General features: G+C 52.9%; 17 protein-coding genes. 3 read left to right on the top strand and 14 right to left on the bottom strand.

Going from position 1 to position 17,910, the window contains the following annotated elements; all coding sequences use genetic code 11:
• The 11 genes from BUC32_RS18885 to BUC32_RS18935 form a co-directional block, all read right to left on the bottom strand.
• The coding region (locus BUC32_RS18885; protein ID WP_139280799.1) for an NAD(P)H-dependent flavin oxidoreductase at positions 1–447 on the bottom strand (447 nt) is incomplete at its 3' end.
• Between the two features lie 40 nt (positions 448–487).
• Entirely contained in the window at positions 488–1,684 is a 1,197-nt protein-coding gene (locus BUC32_RS18890; protein WP_073256860.1) for an acetyl-CoA C-acyltransferase, read from the bottom strand.
• The gene (locus tag BUC32_RS18895; RefSeq protein WP_073256862.1) at positions 1,684–2,628 is read right to left on the bottom strand and encodes an SDR family NAD(P)-dependent oxidoreductase; all 945 of its coding nucleotides are present in this window, start codon (positions 2,626–2,628) and stop codon (positions 1,684–1,686) included. The genes BUC32_RS18890 and BUC32_RS18895 overlap by 1 nt, the downstream gene beginning before the upstream one ends.
• 30 nt (positions 2,629–2,658) lie before the next feature.
• Positions 2,659–4,422 (bottom strand): acyl-CoA dehydrogenase, encoded by a 1,764-nt coding sequence (locus BUC32_RS18900; protein WP_073256864.1) that lies wholly within the window; start codon positions 4,420–4,422, stop codon positions 2,659–2,661.
• An 82-nt stretch (positions 4,423–4,504) separates the two neighbouring features.
• Positions 4,505–5,281 (bottom strand): ABC transporter permease, encoded by a 777-nt coding sequence (locus tag BUC32_RS18905; RefSeq protein ID WP_073256867.1) that lies wholly within the window; start codon positions 5,279–5,281, stop codon positions 4,505–4,507.
• A 2-nt stretch (positions 5,282–5,283) separates the two neighbouring features.
• Entirely contained in the window at positions 5,284–6,045 is a 762-nt protein-coding gene (locus tag BUC32_RS18910) for an ABC transporter ATP-binding protein (protein ID WP_220387647.1), read from the bottom strand.
• Positions 6,046–6,087: 42 nt separating this feature from the next.
• A complete protein-coding gene (locus BUC32_RS18915; RefSeq protein WP_073256873.1) occupies positions 6,088–7,116 on the bottom strand; it encodes an ABC transporter substrate-binding protein in 1,029 nt (342 codons plus the stop codon).
• A gap of 77 nt (positions 7,117–7,193) precedes the next feature.
• On the bottom strand, positions 7,194–7,865 hold the full coding sequence (locus BUC32_RS18920; protein ID WP_073256876.1) for a TetR/AcrR family transcriptional regulator: 672 nt from the start codon (positions 7,863–7,865) through the stop codon (positions 7,194–7,196).
• A 245-nt stretch (positions 7,866–8,110) separates the two neighbouring features.
• Positions 8,111–8,911, bottom strand: a complete 801-nt coding sequence (locus BUC32_RS18925; protein ID WP_073256879.1) for a 3-hydroxybutyrate dehydrogenase — start codon at positions 8,909–8,911, stop codon at positions 8,111–8,113.
• A gap of 52 nt (positions 8,912–8,963) precedes the next feature.
• A complete protein-coding gene (locus BUC32_RS18930) occupies positions 8,964–9,728 on the bottom strand; it encodes a glucose 1-dehydrogenase (RefSeq protein ID WP_073256882.1) in 765 nt (254 codons plus the stop codon).
• A gap of 33 nt (positions 9,729–9,761) precedes the next feature.
• Complete coding sequence (locus BUC32_RS18935; protein WP_073256885.1) at positions 9,762–10,646, bottom strand: BKACE family enzyme; 885 nt, start codon at positions 10,644–10,646, stop codon at positions 9,762–9,764.
• A gap of 108 nt (positions 10,647–10,754) precedes the next feature.
• Here BUC32_RS18935 and BUC32_RS18940 point away from each other — a divergent pair, with 108 nt between their 5' ends.
• Both BUC32_RS18940 and sauS read left to right on the top strand, forming a co-directional pair.
• Entirely contained in the window at positions 10,755–11,522 is a 768-nt protein-coding gene (locus tag BUC32_RS18940) for an SDR family NAD(P)-dependent oxidoreductase (protein WP_073256888.1), read from the top strand.
• A 38-nt stretch (positions 11,523–11,560) separates the two neighbouring features.
• A complete protein-coding gene (gene sauS / locus BUC32_RS18945) occupies positions 11,561–12,991 on the top strand; it encodes an acylating sulfoacetaldehyde dehydrogenase (RefSeq protein ID WP_073256891.1) in 1,431 nt (476 codons plus the stop codon).
• A 33-nt stretch (positions 12,992–13,024) separates the two neighbouring features.
• Here the strand turns inward: sauS and BUC32_RS18950 are convergent, their stop codons facing one another.
• Genes BUC32_RS18950 through BUC32_RS18960 form a run of 3 tightly spaced genes read right to left on the bottom strand, consistent with a single transcriptional unit; the run spans position 13,025 to position 16,673 of the window.
• Positions 13,025–13,846, bottom strand: coding sequence for a BKACE family enzyme (locus tag BUC32_RS18950; RefSeq protein WP_073256894.1), 822 nt, complete (start codon positions 13,844–13,846; stop codon positions 13,025–13,027).
• Positions 13,847–13,849: 3 nt separating this feature from the next.
• Complete coding sequence (locus tag BUC32_RS18955; protein ID WP_073256897.1) at positions 13,850–15,304, bottom strand: pyruvate carboxylase subunit B; 1,455 nt, start codon at positions 15,302–15,304, stop codon at positions 13,850–13,852.
• Positions 15,305–15,308: 4 nt separating this feature from the next.
• Positions 15,309–16,673 (bottom strand): acetyl-CoA carboxylase biotin carboxylase subunit, encoded by a 1,365-nt coding sequence (locus BUC32_RS18960; protein WP_073256899.1) that lies wholly within the window; start codon positions 16,671–16,673, stop codon positions 15,309–15,311.
• A 252-nt stretch (positions 16,674–16,925) separates the two neighbouring features.
• Between BUC32_RS18960 and accB the strand changes: the two genes are divergently transcribed.
• Positions 16,926–17,390 carry an acetyl-CoA carboxylase biotin carboxyl carrier protein gene (gene accB / locus BUC32_RS18965; RefSeq protein ID WP_073256902.1) on the top strand — a complete coding sequence of 155 codons (465 nt, stop codon included), beginning with the start codon at positions 16,926–16,928 and terminating at the stop codon, positions 17,388–17,390.
• The last annotated feature ends 520 nt before the right edge of the window (positions 17,391–17,910 follow it).

Genomic DNA, 17,910 nt, shown 5'->3' on the forward strand with positions numbered 1-17,910 from the left:
ATGCCCCCCACATTCGAACCCATCCACAGAAACTGCGTCACACCCGATGCTTTCAGCCTTCAGGGCGTGACGCACCGAAGTGCATTTGTGGATTATTTTAATTCCGGCATTCTTCATCTGCTCGATGTGGGCTTGGGGATTTCGACCAGCAGTCTCAACGACCGGAACTTCTGCTTCGATTATGGCGTCAATCAAGCCCGGATAGTCGGGTGCGTTTACGCTGGGCAGAAATGTCAGGTTCACCGCAATCGGGCGATCGGTCATGGCTTTGCACCGCGCAATTTCATTTGCGAGCTTGTCTGGTGTGCCCTGGGTCAACCCAGTGATCGTTCCAAGTCCTCCGGCATTCGAGACCGCAGCCGCCAACTCGGCAAAACCGACATAATGCATCCCGCCCTGTATAATGGGATGTTCGATGCCAAAAAGTTCAGTAATACGCGTTTTCATAGTGTTTCTCCACAAATGTGCAGCAGCTTCATGGGCCGTGTCAGATCACTTCGAACAAGCCCGCAGCCCCCATGCCGCCACCGACACACATCGTGCAGACAACGTATTTCGCACCACGCCGCTTACCTTCTATCAAGGCGTGCCCAACCATGCGCGCACCCGACATGCCATATGGGTGGCCGATCGAGATGGCGCCGCCGTTCACGTTCAACAATTCGTCAGGGATGCCCAATTTGTCCCGGCTCGCTATCACCTGACAGGCAAAGGCTTCATTCAACTCCCACAGGCCGATGTCTTCGACTTTCAACCCGTTTGCCGCGAGCAATTTTGGCACAGCACGAACAGGACCAATCCCCATCTCGTCAGGCTCGCACCCTGCGACTGAGATGCCCCGGTATAGCCCAAGTGGCTCCAGACCCTCTTTTTCTGCGACCTTCGCTTCCATCAAAACAGATGCCGAAGCGCCATCTGACAGCTGGCTTGCATTACCTGCAGTGATGTATTGCCCCTGTTGCACGACTTGGCCATCTTTGAATACCGGCTGCAATGACTGCAGGCTTTCCAATGTGGTTTCCGGACGGTTGCCTTCGTCTTTCCCAAGGGTGATTGTCTTGTCACTCACCTCTTTAGTTTCACGATCAACCACGGTCATGATCGCGTCCATTGGCACAATCTCATCGTCGAACTGGCCGTTAGATTGCGCCATTGCGGTCCGCTGTTGGGACTGCAGCGCATAGGCATCCTGAGCCTCACGACCGATACCATAGCGATCCGCTACGTTTTCCGCCGTTTCAAGCATTGTCATATAGATCGACGGCTTGTTCTCCTTCAGCCAGAGGTCCGGCGTTACGAACATTTTTTCGGTCTGGTTCATCGAAATGCTCTCGACCCCGCCACCGACAGTGATGTCCATACCGTCCGAGATGATTTGCTTGGCCGCCGTTGCGATAGCCATCATGCCACTTGCGCATTGCCGATCTATGCTTTGTGCCGCAACAGAGACTGGCAACCCAGCCCGAACCGCCGAATTGCGTGCCACATTCATAAAACTTGTTCCCATTTGAATCGCAGCCCCAAGCACAACATCATCAATACGTGCAGGATCAAGGCCAGATCGGGCAACGGCATGTTCGATTGCGTGGCCGGCCAAAGTCGGAGCAGACGTGTTGTTGAAAGCCCCGCGATAAGCCTTTCCAATTGGGGTTCGGGCGGTTGAGACGATGACTGCGTGCCGCATCAGACCAGACTCCCTTTCAGATCAATGCCTGCATGCTCTGCCGCTTTACTGACAAATTTCATTGTCTGCTCAAAACCTTGTTCGAAAGGCGCTTGATCAGCAGGGTCGGTAATGGCTTCGACATGGGCCGCCACCTGTTCAGGAGTTTGTTGATCGGGCGTCAGATAAACACCTTCTGTCTCATAAATTTTGGAGGCCGCGTATCCGCCTGCCCCTGCGCAAAGAATGAGACGTGACGGGGCCTGTTCACTCACCAGATAAAGAAGGCCTGCAGAAACGCTTTCCGTTGACATAAGGCTTAATGACGCTTCGGACAAAAGCCCCTCGGTCATCTGAGTTGCGGCGGTCGGTGCCAAAGAGTTGACATGAACACCGTACTTCTGACCTTCCAGGTGCAACACGTTCATAAAACCAATCAGGCCCATTTTTGCGGTGCCATAGTTGGTTTGGCCGAAGTTTCCGTAGATCCCAGATGATGACGACGTCATGACAATGCGCCCATAACCTGCCTTCTTCATGTGATCCCAGACCATTTTGGTACAAACCACGGAGCCAAACACATGAACGTCCAGAACTTGCCGAAACTCGTCCAATGTCATTTTGGAAAAGGATTTGTCTCGCAAAATACCCGCATTGTTTACCAAAATGTCGATGCGCCCCCATTTTTCGAGCGCTACATTGACCATATCCTGAACCTGATCCGCGTCGGTCACATTTGCACCGTGTGACAGAGCCTGCCCACCTAGCGCCCGAATTTCGGTCGCCACCTGTTCGACAGCACTTTCCGGCGCGTCCGGTCCGCCACCAAGATCGTTCACCACAACCAGGGCACCTCGCGCAGCCAGAGCCATAGCATGGGAACGGCCCAACCCGGTTCCAGCGCCCGTTACAATGGCGACGCGGCCGTCAAATCGGATGTCGGGGGTTTCGGGACTGTTGCTCATGTCGAATTTATCCTGTCTTAGTAATGGAGTTTAGAAGAAGTCTGGTGAAATAGACGATACCGCATCGCTACCGCTGGCGACAAAAGTCAGCATCGGGGTCACGCTCGTCAATTCACACTCAAAGAAGTACCGGCAGGCCGCAAGCTTGCCTTGAACAAAGTTGCGATCGTCTTCGCTGGCACAGTTCTTGTTTGCTGCACAAAGGGCTTGATCCAGCCAATGCCAGGCAACAACCACCACGCAAAACCCTTTAAAGAACGGTGTTGCATTGTCTATCTGCGCCTGCGGATTGCACCCTTTGAGAGCTTCAATCGTGGAGTCAACCTTATCCAGAGCTGATTGCATGTCGTCAGCCAATTCCACCAATTTAGGCAGGTGCCGCGCGCGCCGGATAGTGTCGGTCACACGCGCCTTCAAAGCACTTATCCCTGCCCCATCGCTGTGCAGTATTTTGCGGGCCAGGAGATCTTGGGCTTGTATGCCTGTTGTTCCCTCATGGATCGCATTCAGGCGGTTGTCTCGGTAGAGTTGCTCGACGTCAAAATCGCGGGTGTACCCATAACCACCATGCACCTGTATCGCCAGATCATTGGCCGCGAGACCAAATTCCGACGGGAATGTCTTTGCCACAGGAGTTAGCAATTCGAGCAATGCCGAGGCTTCGCTGTCTTCGGGTCGGTCGACCAAAGCTGCGCAGAACAAACATAATGCCATCGACCCTTCGGCATAGGACTTGGCGGCGACTAACATGCGCTTGACGTCAGCATGCTCTATGATTGGAACAGGGTCACCACCCCTTTGGCCTATATGCCTGCCCTGAAGTCGCTCACGCGCATAGTCAACCGCCAGCAAGTATCCCCGATACGCCTGCGCAGCACCGGTAAACCCAACGGCAATACGCGCTTCATTCATCATCATGAACATCTGGCGCAACCCCTGCCCGGATTCACCGATCATCCAGCCCACAGCGCCATCATTTTCGCCAAAGTTGAGCAAGCAATTGGATGTTCCCCGATTGCCCATCTTGTGGTTCAGTCCAGCAGCAATGACATCGTTCCGATTGCCATCTGGCAGCATTTTTGGCACGATAAACAGAGAGATACCCTTGGTTCCCTCCGGTAATACTCCGTTTTCGTCCGGAACTTTGGCCAAAACCAGATGCACGATATTCTCGGAAATGTCATGGTCCCCAGCGGAAATCCACATCTTGTTGCCCTGCAACCGATAGCGGTCGCCAAGAGCATCCTGACCGTCAGCGACAGCGCGCGTGCGAACGTCTCCAAGACCGGATCCAGCCTGCGGTTCTGACAGGCACATAGTGCCGAACCAGTCGCCCGCAATCTGAGGCAAGGCGAATTGTTCAACCTGCTCAGCTGACCCGAAAGAGGCTATCAGTCGTGCGTTGGCGCCCGTGAGCATTGCATAGCCAACCGTCGCGCAATTGGCAGCCACAAACCAGACGAACGAGGCGGATGTCACCAAAAAGGGCAACCCCATGCCACCAAGGTCTTCAGAAAAACTAGCGCCAAAAAGTCCCAGTTCTTTATAACTCGTCAAGGCCTTGCCAATCTCTGGCAGAACGTGAACACCGTCTGCATCCATCCAAGGCTCCTTCGTGTCGGAAGCCTTGTAGTGTGTAAGAAACTCATCCTCGGCGAGTTTTCGAGACAGATCGAAGTATGCGTCCGCAGACTCCCGGTCCATCAAACCACTTTCGTTGAGACGACTTTCCAACCCAATCCAGTCATAGAGCAGAAAGTCCAGGTCCCGGGTAGACAATAGTGTTGCAGGCATCCAAACCTCCTGAGTGGTGGACGATTGAGATTGAAATAATTGGTTGGCCGACTTCAGAGCCTTAAGAGCAGTGTGCCCGGCGTTACTTCCATCGTAGTAATCTGGCTTCTATTCTGGTCATCAGGTAGCCGATTGCTGACCCAAGAATAGCCAGGAGTAAAAGCACCGCGAAAACGCCATCAGTGTTGAACACACCGGCGAGGAAAGAGAGATACTGCCCAAGCCCTTGCGTCGACGCAATAATCTCTGACCCGATGACACCAAGCAATGCGTAGATCATGCCCAACCTGAGACCGGTGAAAATGGTGGGTAGAGCAGAAACAAGTGTTATCTTACGGAAGATTGTGCCTGGGCTGGCTCCAATTGTTCTGGCCAATGTCACATGATCGGGATTGACGCTGCGCATTCCGGCAACAGTTGAATCCAACACGATGAAAAAAGTCAGCGAAAAGGCTAAAGCAATCTTGGAGCCCATGCCCAGACCGAACCACAAAAGGAAAAGTGGCGCCAGAGCGATACGGGGGAGAGAATTAAGTGCAATCAGAATAGGCTGAAAGAATACCTCTAACCTGGGCGACATAGCGAACATCATCCCAGTAAGAATTCCTGCAACGGATCCGAGACCAAATGAAATCAACGTGGCTAAGATGCTCCAGAAACCATGCTGTATAAGCTTGCCGTTCACAAACAGCCCATCCCAGAAGAACACGGCAATGCCCGAGGGCTGACCAACAAACACCCGCAGGCTGGGCTGTCTGACTGTGGCCCATTCCCACAACAAGCAGAGAAGGCTTAAAAGAACAAGTCGCAGCACCCAGATCGGCATGCCCCAGGCAGTTTTGATGTTACCGGTTTCCATAGTCAGGCCACCTCGGTTGGTTTGTCTTCAAGCGCTTGTTCAAGAAGGCTCCAGACGTTGGCATAAATTTCGTGAAAATGCGGGTCTTTTTGAAGCGCGCGCACCGAACGCGGGCGCTCAAGTTCAATCGGAATGTTCGCGATAATTCTTCCGGGTCGCTGGCTCATCACGATAACCCGGTCTGAAAGCGCAATGGCTTCGGCCAAATCATGGGTGATGAACAATACGGTGCGGTGCTCTTGCTCCCAGAGCTGATCCAACAACTCTGCCAACACCAGTTTGGTTTGCGCATCAAGTGCCCCAAATGGTTCGTCCATCAAAAGGACGGGCGACGCCATTGCAAAAGTTCGCGCGAGCGCCACCCGTTGACGCATCCCGTGTGAGAGTTCCTTGGGATACGCCTTTTCAAAACCTTTTAAGCCGACCCGCTCCAGTAATTCTAAAACACGCTTGGTCGAATCCGCCTTATCAGATTTGCGGATCATATTTCCAAACTCAGCATTCTGTTGCGAATTCAGCCATGGATAAAGGCAGTCCCGTGCCATCATATATGCGACGTCATGCCGACCGGCCTTTGGCGATGTAGTGCCAACCTTCACGTCACCTGACTGCACGTCCAGAAGACCCGCCACCAGGTTCAGCACCGTCGTCTTGCCGCACCCGGATGGGCCAACAATCGACACGAATTCTCCTGGTGCAATATCGAGCGAGAAGTCTGTTAGGGCGGTCACACCCCCACTGAAGGTGTGACCGAGTGAACTCATCTGTATTCCAATGGATGCGTTCTTTGTCATTGAACTATCCAATCACTCAGGAGCTTTTGAATAGACTGCGGCGTCAAGGTCAACAGCCGAGTCGATCAGTCCGTTTTCAAGCGCATGGTCGTGGATCGTTTTGAAAGCATCACGCGACAACGCCATTCGGTAGTTGTTCAGCTCTGCTTCGATCCAGGTACGGCGCAGCTCGTCGCCACCCTTCATGCTAGTGAACGGGATCCATTCCATGTAATGATCGAGGACGGCATCGAGATTTTCCGGCGCAGTCATCCAGACTTCCATCTCAGCCATCATTTCTATCAGCTTGTCCATGCGAGCTGGGTCAGATTCGATAAAGTCCCGAGTGAACCACATTGGAACAGAGGCACCAATCATACCGGTAATGACCTCTGGGCCTTCACCTTGTGAGGGATCGACAATTTTGACGCAGGCGCCAGAGGCATTACAGATGTGCTGGGATGGCGGGAAGTTGATCATTGCATCAATCTGTTTACCGACCGTCAGAGCGGGCAAAGCTGTACCCGGGCCGCCAACACCTACAAGCGTGACATCGTCTTCAGTCAGACCGACGTCCGCAAGCATTCTCATCAGCAAAAGTTCGGCGCCACTACCGCGAGCAGGCACACCGATTGTTTTGCCTTTCAGATCGATCATGTTTTCCGGGTAACCCTTATCGAGGTTCGGCAATTCAATGTCACTGCGGGCAACAACAACATATGGCTGTGTAGCAACTCCACCGGCGCCAGCTTGAATGTCTGCACCACGATTGATGCCACCAAATGCCACTTCTGGCACAAAGTAACCGACGTCAATTGATCCACCGAGCATTGCCTGCAACTGCAGAGGGCCGGTGTTCAGGACTGCGAATTGGCAGTCAAAGCCATATTCTTCGCAGAGCCCTTCTTTGTCGGCGAGGAACGCGTGCATATTGCCGGTTGTTCCGCCGTAAGTTCCAAAAGTAACAGTCTCGTTTTCAGCGGCCGCCGCTGACACGGCCAACGACAGTCCGAGCGTAGCAACCGCGCCCTTTAGTAATTTCAGCTTACCTGTCTTAGTCATCGCTTTCTTCCTCCCTGGAATTGATATGCGAACTCATGTTTTTCGTGGTGAGTGTGAATGTGGGGCTCAACGTTTCGTTAGCTTGCTTCCCCCACCGTCGCAGGAGCACTGAGAGCCCCGCACAACATGTCGACAAGTGGGTCAACGTCTTTTTCAATCGACAAACCTGACGCCTCGTCTTTTCGAGCCTCAACAACCCGCTCCAGCCCGGCCAGTCCGTAGATTGTGAAGTCGGTGTGGATTGCCAAACGCTGCCGCAGAACATCCGCAGGCAGATCCGGAAGGCATCTGGCTGTAAGCATTGCAAACTCGCTCAGAACGCCACTGAAATGGCTTCTCCACAATTGCCGGACGTCTTCCTGTCCGCTCAGAGCGGCCTGAGCCAGAAATCGGTTGTAGAAATAGGAGCCTCTTTCCTCGCCCAAAAGCTCAACCTGAGGCATAAGAACGCCCAAAATCAGATCACGAAGAACGATCGCCTCTGAACTGGCATTGATCTTGTCCAACGCTTCACGACGGCGCGCATTGATGTAAGATGCACGCATTTGAAATATGCCGTCGATCACTGCATCGCGCGACCCGAAATAATAGTGAATTGCTGACGAATTCTTTTGATCAGCTTCTCTGTTTATCTCTCGCAATGAGGCGCCATCAATTCCGCGTTGAGCGTACAGCCGCTCAGCTGCTCGTAAGAGCAACTCTCGCGTTTCATTCGCCCGTTCAGATTTTGGCTTCTTTTTAGCGGTCATGTTTCCTCCTGAACCGAGTTTAGTTAAGAATCTCAGCTCATGTCAAAAAAGTAAGTCACATGACTTATTAAGTCAAGCGATTTAAATTGCCTTCCAGGGAGTCAGGCACGGTTTTTGGCACAAGCCAACATTCGCTTTCCAGACAACCTGTTATTGCCTGCCATAGCAAGCCCAAGGCTTTGCCCCCACACGAAGGCGGGCTAACGCAAATTTCAATTTTTGAGGTAGTTTTAGAGTTCCAGTGCTTAAAGCATGTGAATTCCGTGGCTTACGCTGATCGATTGCCCAGTCAAGGCATTCGATGGAAAAGCCGCCAGGAAAGTCGCCACGTCAGCCAACTCGGCCTGGGTCGTGAATTCACCATCGACGGTTGTCTGCAGCATGTCGGTTATGACCTGTTCTTCACTGATACCACGATCTTTTGACAGAATGGGAAGTTGCGCTTCAATCAGGGCTGTACGTACCAGTCCGGGGCAAATTGTGTTTGCGCGAACCCCATGTTTTGCGCCTTCTTTGGCTATAGTGCGGGCAAGCCCGACAAGCCCGTGTTTGGCCACAATGTAAGGTCCCTTTTGCTCCGATGCCAAATAGGAATGGACCGATCCCAACAGGATAACGCTGCCGCCTTGTGTTCCGGAGTACATGTGCTTCAGGCAAGCGCGCGTCGTCAAAAAGCTGCCATCCAGGTGAACAGAAAGAACCCGCTTCCAGTCTGCAAACGAGACATCGGCAATTTCGTCAATGTGCTGAATACCGGCGTTCGCCACTAGGACATCGATATGTCCAAATCGGCCAGCCAGATCATCCACAACAGCGGTAACCTCCTGCTCGTTGGTCACATCCATCTGAACCCCAACAGCCTTGCCACCTCCGGCACATATTTCATTGGACACGGCTTCCGCTGTATCACCATTGATGTCGGCAATACAGACTATTGCGCCTTCTGCGGCAAACTTAGCAGCAATGGTTTTGCCAATTCCAGCGCCAGCGCCCGTTACAATTGCGACTTTGCCCTGAAGTTGGCCGGATCCAGTGCTCAGTGTCATTTGTCGCCCGCCTTCTTACGTTTCATCATTGATCTTAGTCATCACTTAGTGATCACGGCACCAGAAACCCGCCATCAACCGGCAGTGTATGGCCAGTCACGAATGACGCTTGTTCCGAGCAAAGCCAGGTCACCGCATTTGCGACTTCTTCAGGGACACCAAATCGCCCTAAAGGGTGCAGACTCAGCATTTTTTGCTCGATCTCATCGTTGCCAACAAGGTCAGCACGCTCAATCATTGGTGTCTTGATCACCGCTGGTGCGACAGCATTTACTCGCACGCCTTTGTCTGCATATTCAATGGCCGTTGATTTTGTCAAACCGACCACTCCATGCTTGCTAGCGTAATAAGCCGCCCCCATGCGACCGCCACTAAGACCAGCAATCGAGGCCATATTCACAATTGCCCCTTTGGTTCTCACTAGATGCGGCATTGCGTATTTCGTACAAAGGAACACGCCCGTTAGATTTATGGCTATAACTTGAGCCCAATCGTCTTCGGCATAATCCTCAATCGGCGTGAATGTCGTTCCCTCCACGCCGGCATTGTTGAACAGGAAATTCAAAGCCCCGAACCCGGCAATAGTCGTTTCGATCATTGTTTTCACCTCAGCGGGCTTCGCAACGTCGGTCTTGCAGAAAATGGCCTCGCCGCCCGCAGACCGGATAAGGTCCACGGTTTCTTCACATTGCTCAGGTCTGCGCGCAGCAACGACAACTTTAGCGCCGCCTTTAGCAAAGGCTTGTGCCGTTGCCCGGCCTATGCCCGAGCTTGCCCCGGTGACCAGTGCAACCTGACCAGTAAACGGTTTAGTCATGTGGCCACCCAATGCCGAATACTGACAGCTGCATCAGTTGCCCAAACCCAAAGCCTGACGTGCTTCTTCTACGGTGGCGGGCTCGCGGCCCATGGACCGGGTAAGATTGGACGTTGCCTCAACCAGCTCACCATTGCCCGATACCGGCAGGCCTTTTTCGTTGAACACCGTGTCTTCCATGCCGGTGCGGACATTGCCGCCCATGGCCAGCGCCATCGCGTTCGACCGGAAATGATACCGCCCGATGGAAACGAGCTGCCATCCGCTGTCGTCGGGCAATTCGCTTACCATGTGGATAAGGTTGCTGACCGATGAAGGCGAGCCGCCCTTGATCCCCAGCACGATGCTGAAATGGAGCATGCCCTCGAGAACGCCGGCATTGCGCAGATCCAGCATGTTGGCGATATGGCTGGGGTCATAAACTTCCAGTTCCAGACCATAGTTGCGCGCCTTGCAGCCCTCGATGAAGTCGATGTTGAATTTGTGGTTGTTGTCGAATGTGTCGTGGCTGACCGGGCTGCGGAATTCGAAGGTGCCGCCATTCACGGTCAGCATATCCGGGCGGGGTTCGATATTGATCAGGTTCATCCGCTCGTCATTGGTGACTTTGGCCCCAAGGCTGCCGCCCTGCAACACGCGCGTTCCGATTCCGTTGCCCACCTGCGTGATGATAGGGCAGCGTTCATTGATCAGACGGATGGTGTTGCTGTAGTCCTTCAGATCTGTAGACACGACGCCCTGCTCATCACGAACATGTAGATGCACAATCGAGGCACCGGCGTTATATGCATCCAAAGCAGCCTGCGCCTGCTCTTCCGGTGTGAGTGGCAAATTGGCGTTTGCCTCACGTCCATGCAAGCCGCCCGTAATTGCGGCCGTAATCATCACCTTATCCTTCGACAGAAGATCTACTTTCATGGATTCATTACCCCTCGGCTATCGTGTGTGTTGTTCGCCCATTAGTTAAATCGTTTGACTTATTAAGTCAACTGACTTATTTCAAAATTCAAACAACCCGGAGCCGTTATGAGCCACTCAGATTTCGCACCAGATCCTCTTTTCGACCTGTCAAAGAAAGTCTTTATTGTCGCTGGAGGCAGTGGGGGCTTGGGAAAAGGTCTTGTTCAGGCTCTTTATGAACGCGGCGCAAGACTCGCCGTTTGTGACCTCGACGAAAAATCTCTGGCAACTCTGTCACAATCGTTTTCGGGTATATTGACGGCTGTCGCCGACATCTGCGACGAAGCCTCGATGGATCAAATTGTTCAGCAGACATTGACCCAATTCGGACGTCTGGACGGAGGCATCAACGCTGCAGGCATTATTCGCCCGGCGGCTGCTTTTGAATTGGATGTAGACGCGCTGCGCATGAGCTTCGAGGTCAACGTTGTTGGCGCATTCAATTTCTCAAGAGCCATTGCTAGGCGGTTGCCAAAAGCAGGTGGTCGCATCGTCCACATTGCCTCGGTTTCCAGCACCGTCGCCAACGTCGGCTACGCGGCATACGCCAGTTCAAAATCTGCGCTGTCCCACATGGTTCGGGTTCTTGCCCGTGAGTGGGCAAGCAGCAACATCCTCGTCAATGCGATTGGCCCATCCATGTTCAACGCAGGCATGGCAGTGAACGCTGTGGCGGACCCGACGGTCAGTCAGCAGGCACTCTCAGTCATCCCTATGGGCCGATTTGGACAGCCCGAAGACCTTAGCGGTATGGCTATTACGCTGCTGTCTCAGGCTGGCAGTTACATCACTGGTCAGACAATTTACGTTGACGGCGGCAGAACTTTGGTCTGAAGCAAGTCACATTTTCACCAACATCAAGGGCGGTAAATATGTCAACATCACCTCCTCGTTCTCTTGACGCAGGTGCACGCGAGACTGCGGTGATTGCCGCACTCATGGTCAACGCCCGCGCCGCAATGGTCGAGTTTCAATCGGCAGATCAATCCAGAACAGATGAAGCCGTCACCGCGCTTGCCTGGGCCATCTATGAACCGGATCGTGCACGCGAACTGGCAGAAATCGCAGTTGAAGACACTGGCCTTGGCAATGTTGACAGCAAGATACTCAAAAACACCCGCAAGACCTTTGGGTGCCTGCGTGACCTCATGAGGGTCAAGTCGGTGGGGCAAATTTCAGACGACCCGACAACTGGGATCATCAAGTACGCCAAACCTGTCGGAGTTGTCGCCGCAGTGACACCATCGACGAACCCGGCAGCAACACCTGTTAACAAGGCGATGTTTGCCATCAAAGGACGCAACGCGGTCATAGTCGCACCCTCTCCAGCTGGGTTGCGAACGACAACTCGGGTTGTCGAATACATGCGTGCCGAGCTTGTCAAAATCGGGTTACCGGCTGACCTTGTGCAAGTCCTTCCATCACCCGTCAACAAGACCCTGACACAAGAGTTGATGAAAGCTGTCGACTTGATAGTAGTTACTGGATCACAAAATAACGTGAAGCGTGCTTACTCTTCCGGGACGCCTGCAATCGGAGTTGGCGCGGGCAATGTGCCTGTTGTCATTGACGAGACTGCCGACCTTCGTGACGCTGCGCAAAAAATCTCTGCGTCAAAGACGTTCGACAATGCAACGTCCTGTTCGTCTGAAAACTCTCTGGTCATTCTGGATAGCGTCTATGACGCTACTCTCGACGCTCTTCGCGAGGTTGGAGGATATGTGTGTTCAGTTGACGAAAAGGAAGATATCCGCAAAACGCTTTGGCAGGACGGCCACTTAAATCGACATGTCATCGCCAAGGATGCTCCGGTTTTGGCCAAGACCTGCAACCTCGCGCCTGCAGCCCAGAACGCCGCCTTCTTCCTAGTGGAGGAAGACGATGTTGACCCATGCAGCAAGTTTACAGACGAAAAGCTATCACTGGTTCTGACTGTTTATCGGGCCTCGGACATGGAAGATGTGATCGCCAAACTGAATGGCATTCTAAAGGTCTGTGGGAAAGGCCACTCTGTCGGAATTCACACAGGAACACCGGAGAATGCGACACGATTGGCCGAAGAAATTGACGTCGTGCGGGTGCTGGAAAACCAGGCTCACACCTTTGGAAATGGCGGCGGGTTTGACAACGGGTTGAACTTTACGCTGACGATGGGCGGCGGAACCTGGGCGGGAAATTCGATCTCTGATAATCTGAACTACACCCATTTCCTCAACATCACCCATCTGGTCAAAACTATCCCTGGTGACAAACCATCAGAAGAAGAGTTGTTTGGAGAGTATCTGAGCAAATACGGGGCCTGACAGGCCCCGTGGTCGCGCGGATTTCCCGCCACGTTACAAGCCTAGAAGTTGGCGTGCTTCTGCTGGCGAAGCAGCATGACGGTCAAAATCTCCTGCAACGTTGGAGATTTTTGTGACCAACTCCGCATTGCTGTTCGCCACGCGCGATCTGTCAAACTTGATGTTATCCTCAAGACCTGTCCGGCAATGCCCCCCCAATTCAAGACACCATTGATTAACTTCGAACTGGTGTCGCCCAATGCCAGCTGCTGTCCATGTTGCGTCAGGCAATACCTTTGGCAACTCGGACAAAAGGAAATCAAGGATTGAACGCCGAGCTGGCATCGCATTGGGAATGCCCATGACGAATTGCACATGCACCGGCGCCTTGATTAACCCGCGCTTCGCCAGATTGGCCGCATTGTACAACATCGCCAAGTCGAACACTTCTATTTCAGGTTTCACATTATAGGTGAGCATCCGGGCTGCTAGGCCATCAATGAAATCCGGTGGGTTCTCGTAAATGGACCCCGGAAAATTGACCGATCCAGTGGACAGAGACGCCATGTCCGGCGCGTGTTCCAGCGCGGCACCCCGGGCGGCTTGATCGCGCCCCCGCCCTCCTGTTGAGAACTGAATAATCATCTCTGGGCAGTGTTTTTTCACACCTTCCTGTATCTGGGCAAATTTGTCAGCGTCTGAGCTTGGGGTTTCATCGTCGTTGCGCACGTGAATGTGCACTAACGCTGAACCAGCCTCATAGGCTTCATGGGTGGACTCAATCTGTTTGGACGGAACTACGGGCAATCCAGGACAATCTTTAGTTCTCGGAATGGCGCCGGTAATCGCGGTTGTGATGATACATGGAGTTGTCATGCGCTAACCCTCTCTGTTGTCGATAAAGTGGAAAGTCTTGACCGAAGGGCGATGTGCAACTTCTTTCAACAATGTCAGCATGGGCGTTGCTCCCAACAAGCTGTCTGTATTGATCGGACCAGCAGCCTTAAGTGCGCTAAATTGGCCTTCATCATAAAATGCCGCAAGCAACAGATCATCATCCGAGGCAAAGGGACCGCGCTTCTTTCTCAATGTGCCGAGCGACGGCTCAACAAGTGCGCCCGGCCTTTCAGTGATCTGATCCGCACCGCCTGAGATTTTATCATACAAGTTTGGTTTAATTTCACCTGCAATTTCACCGTATCCGCCACGGGCATACAACCGTACTTCATCCGGCACATTGTCGTATCTTTCCCGCCCCTGATCCACTGCTGTCACGTTAAGAACGGACTGAGTAATGATGTACTGAGCGAATGGGCTGACGACTATTGGGTACCCAAGTTCCGCCCGAACGCGCCCCGCTTCTTCTAGTATTTCTTCGATCCGATGAGCTAGACCTACGCCTTCAAGCTGTACTTTCAAATTTGAAATCATGCCGCCAGCGACCTGATGATGATAGTGGAATTCATCATACTCTACCGGGGCGCCGACAGGTTTGCCTTCGACCTTGGCGATATACTCCAGCCGCTCGGCAACCTCGTGAATGGAAGCAAGATCCAGATCGACATCATAGCCACGTCTCAGGCAATCCCGTACCATGCTTTCGGTGGCCGGATGCGAAGCGGCATTGGCGAGGGTCGATGTTGCAGTGTGCAACACGTCGACCCCATGCTTGACGGCTTGCAGCGACACGTAAGGACCAAGGCCCGACAGGCAATGTGTATGAAGTTGTAGTGGCAAATCTCCAATGGCCGCCTTCAAAGCAGGAACCAACGTTGCCACGCGTTCAGGTGTGAGCAATCCGCTGGGGTCTTTGATAAACAGACCGTCTATTCCAAAGGTCAAAAGCTCCTTGGCCTTTTTCACGTAATAGGCATCAGTATGCACCGGGCTAAAAGTGTAAACCAATCCTGGCACCGTATGGATGCCAAGATTGCGTGCCGACTGAATTGGAATTTTCAGATTCCGGGTATCGTTCAGCGGATCATAGACGGTGTGATAGCGCATGCCGTTTGCGGCAAAACGCTCTGCGGCCAGTTCCACGACATCATCCGGGAAAAACTCGAACGTGAACATGCACTGACCCCGGGTGTGTATTATCAAAGGGGTCTTTGTGACCCATTGGTTCAGTATCCGCATCCGTTCCCATGGGTCTTCCCGCAGAAATCTGACACAGACGTCAAACACAGCGCCGCCAACTAGATCAATCGCCTCGAAACCGGCGTTATCCAACCGTGGGGCCAGCTCTTTCATCATTGAGGTTGTCATCCGCGTGGCCCAAAGACATTGATGCGCGTCCCGCATAGTAACGTCGATAAATTTTAAATTTCGGGTCATTAAGTCAGGCCTCCTGCCCGGCTGAGAACACTTCCTCAATCCAGCGTGTGTGAATGGCGTTGTCGGCAAAATCTGGATGATCGATCAGCAAGCGATGAAAGCCGATTGTCGTGCAAAGCCCAGTAACCCGAAACGCAGCCAGCGCCTTGTGAGATCGCTCCAGGGCCTGATCACGATTGTCCCCATAGACAATGAGCTTCGCGATCATTGAGTCATAGAATGGCACAACATTCTGCCCGCTTCCGACGGCTGAATCCAACCTGATGCCTTGCCCCTGAGGTGGTTGCCATCGTGTCAAATTTCCGGGAGAGGGGCTGAACCCGTTGGTCCAATCCTCTGCGTTCACGCGAAACTCAATGGCGTGACCTTTGCCAGAACTTGTTTCCGGGAGGGGGTGCCCTTGTGCAACAGAAAATTGAAGTTCGATTAAATCCATGTCGACGCGCATTTCGGTCACAGTATGTTCAACCTGAATGCGCGTATTCATCTCGATAAAGAAAAACTCGCCAGACGCCGTATCCAGAATGAATTCGACAGTTCCGGCCCCTTCATACTGCGTGCCGCGTGTGAGTAATCTGGCGGCATGTCTCAAATCCCGGCGTTGGTCTTCAGACACAATCGGAGACGGCGATTCCTCGATTAGCTTCTGGTGGCGGCGTTGCACACTGCAATCGCGCTCGTCAAATTCAATCGATCCGCCCTTCCCGTCACCAAAGACCTGGATTTCAATATGACGGACAGCGCGGAAAAAGCGCTCCAGATAGATTGCTCCATCATCAAATGCAGCCTCTGCTTCGCGGTGAGCCTCAACGAACGCCTGTTCAAATTCACTCGCTTGATTGACAATACGCATTCCACGGCCACCACCGCCCGAGCGCGCTTTCAACAAGATTGGAAATCCAACACCCTCGGCGACGGCCCGAGCGTCTGCCCCTTTATCAAATGCCTGATCCGAGCCCGGGACAACCGGCACACCCAGAGAGACCGCAACTTCCCGCGCCTTGGATTTATTTCCCATTGTTGAAATGGTTTCGGCACTTGGGCCGATGAATTTTATTCCGTTCTGTGAACAGAGATCCGCAAACTCTGCATTCTCAGCCAAAAAACCGTATCCCGGGTACACACCATCGCATCCGGTCTCCAATGCAATATGGACCACTGCTTTCGCAGACAAATAGCTTTTCTGCGCTGCGGCCGGCCCCACACAGACCGCCTTGTCCGCGGCCCACACATGAGCCGATGAGGCATCAGCCGTGGAGTAAATCGCGACCGTCTCCAAGCCGATCCGGCGACAGACACGAATGGCACGCAACGCAATTTCACCTCGATTGGCGATCAATATTCGACGAAGTTCGTTTTTCTCGGCCATGTCTCACCTGTTTCCATCCGATTTTCGGTCGTGTTGGGACAGGTTTAGTCGCCTTTCACAAAATAAGTCAATTGCTTTAATTTTTTTACTGGGGCATAGATACGGTACTTGAGAGTGGCGCAATCCGTTGCATAGAAGCTCACGAGCCACCGCCCTTGGAATTCAATTCTTCCAAGTAAGTGGCTGGTTGCTGAAGGCCCGAATAGCCTACTTTCGGTTGTAAATAACCCATTCAATGCCGGAGGAGGCACCATGACCCTGAGCTTTAGTGAAGTTGCAGATATTCTGAAAATCGTTGATTCCAGCAATTGCGATGAAGTTATTTTGGAGCAAAGCGGCGTAAAACTGGTGATCCGACGTGGCGCTCAGGGTGAAACCGCTTCCGCCCTCAAGGGCTCTCCAGTTGGTCAAACAGCGGTACCGACCCCAAGTCCCGTGGCATCAAGTACCCTCAAAAACCAGGTTACACCAGAAGATGCAGAGCCCATATGCGCGCCCATGGTTGGGACTTTTTACTCTCGCCCCGCGCCAGATGAGGCTCCCTTTGTAACGAGGGGAACTCGCGTGTCTGCCGGTGCACCTATTTGTGTGATAGAAGTGATGAAACTGTTCACAACTTTAGAAGCGTCCAAAGACGGCATTATCGAGGAAATCCTTGTGGAAGATGGTCAGTTGGTTGAATTCGATCAGCCGCTTTTCCTTTTGAAAAGCCAATGACCGGGATGGTGCTGTCAGGTTTTCTGGTCTCGCCCTACCGCAAAGGGTCCTTCCCAGGGATCTTAGCATTCCCGGGGGGAGCGCGGAGCGCGTTATTCAACAGTTTTTGGAAAGCCCTATGGAACACCCGTTCTAATTCTGCTTTCGTTGGACAATGCCCAGCACGGCGTCCACGCAAAACCCATGTTAAGCACTTGAAAAATAACGGATGTCCATGCAGTCCGGGCGGTCTGTGCATGAAGCTTACATTCCTTCCGCAGCGGGTAATACTGCGAGCACGCAAGTTTCAAACGGGGTCCTCTGGGATTACGACTTTTCTACAATAGGCATGGACTGCATGGACGGGATGGACGGGCCAATAAAAAAGGGGGGTTGCCCCCAAGTTGAGTTGGACTCCACCCGGACTTGAGATGAGATGGCAGGACCTAAAGCGGCGAGCTTGAAAGCTGAATCATGGGATTCCCATTTGGTTTGATTTGTGATTCATCCTGATTGGGAGGATGTTTTATGTCAGCAGCGC

The sequence above is a fragment of the Shimia gijangensis genome (assembly GCF_900142085.1).
GTDB classification, from domain to species: domain Bacteria; phylum Pseudomonadota; class Alphaproteobacteria; order Rhodobacterales; family Rhodobacteraceae; genus Shimia; species Shimia gijangensis.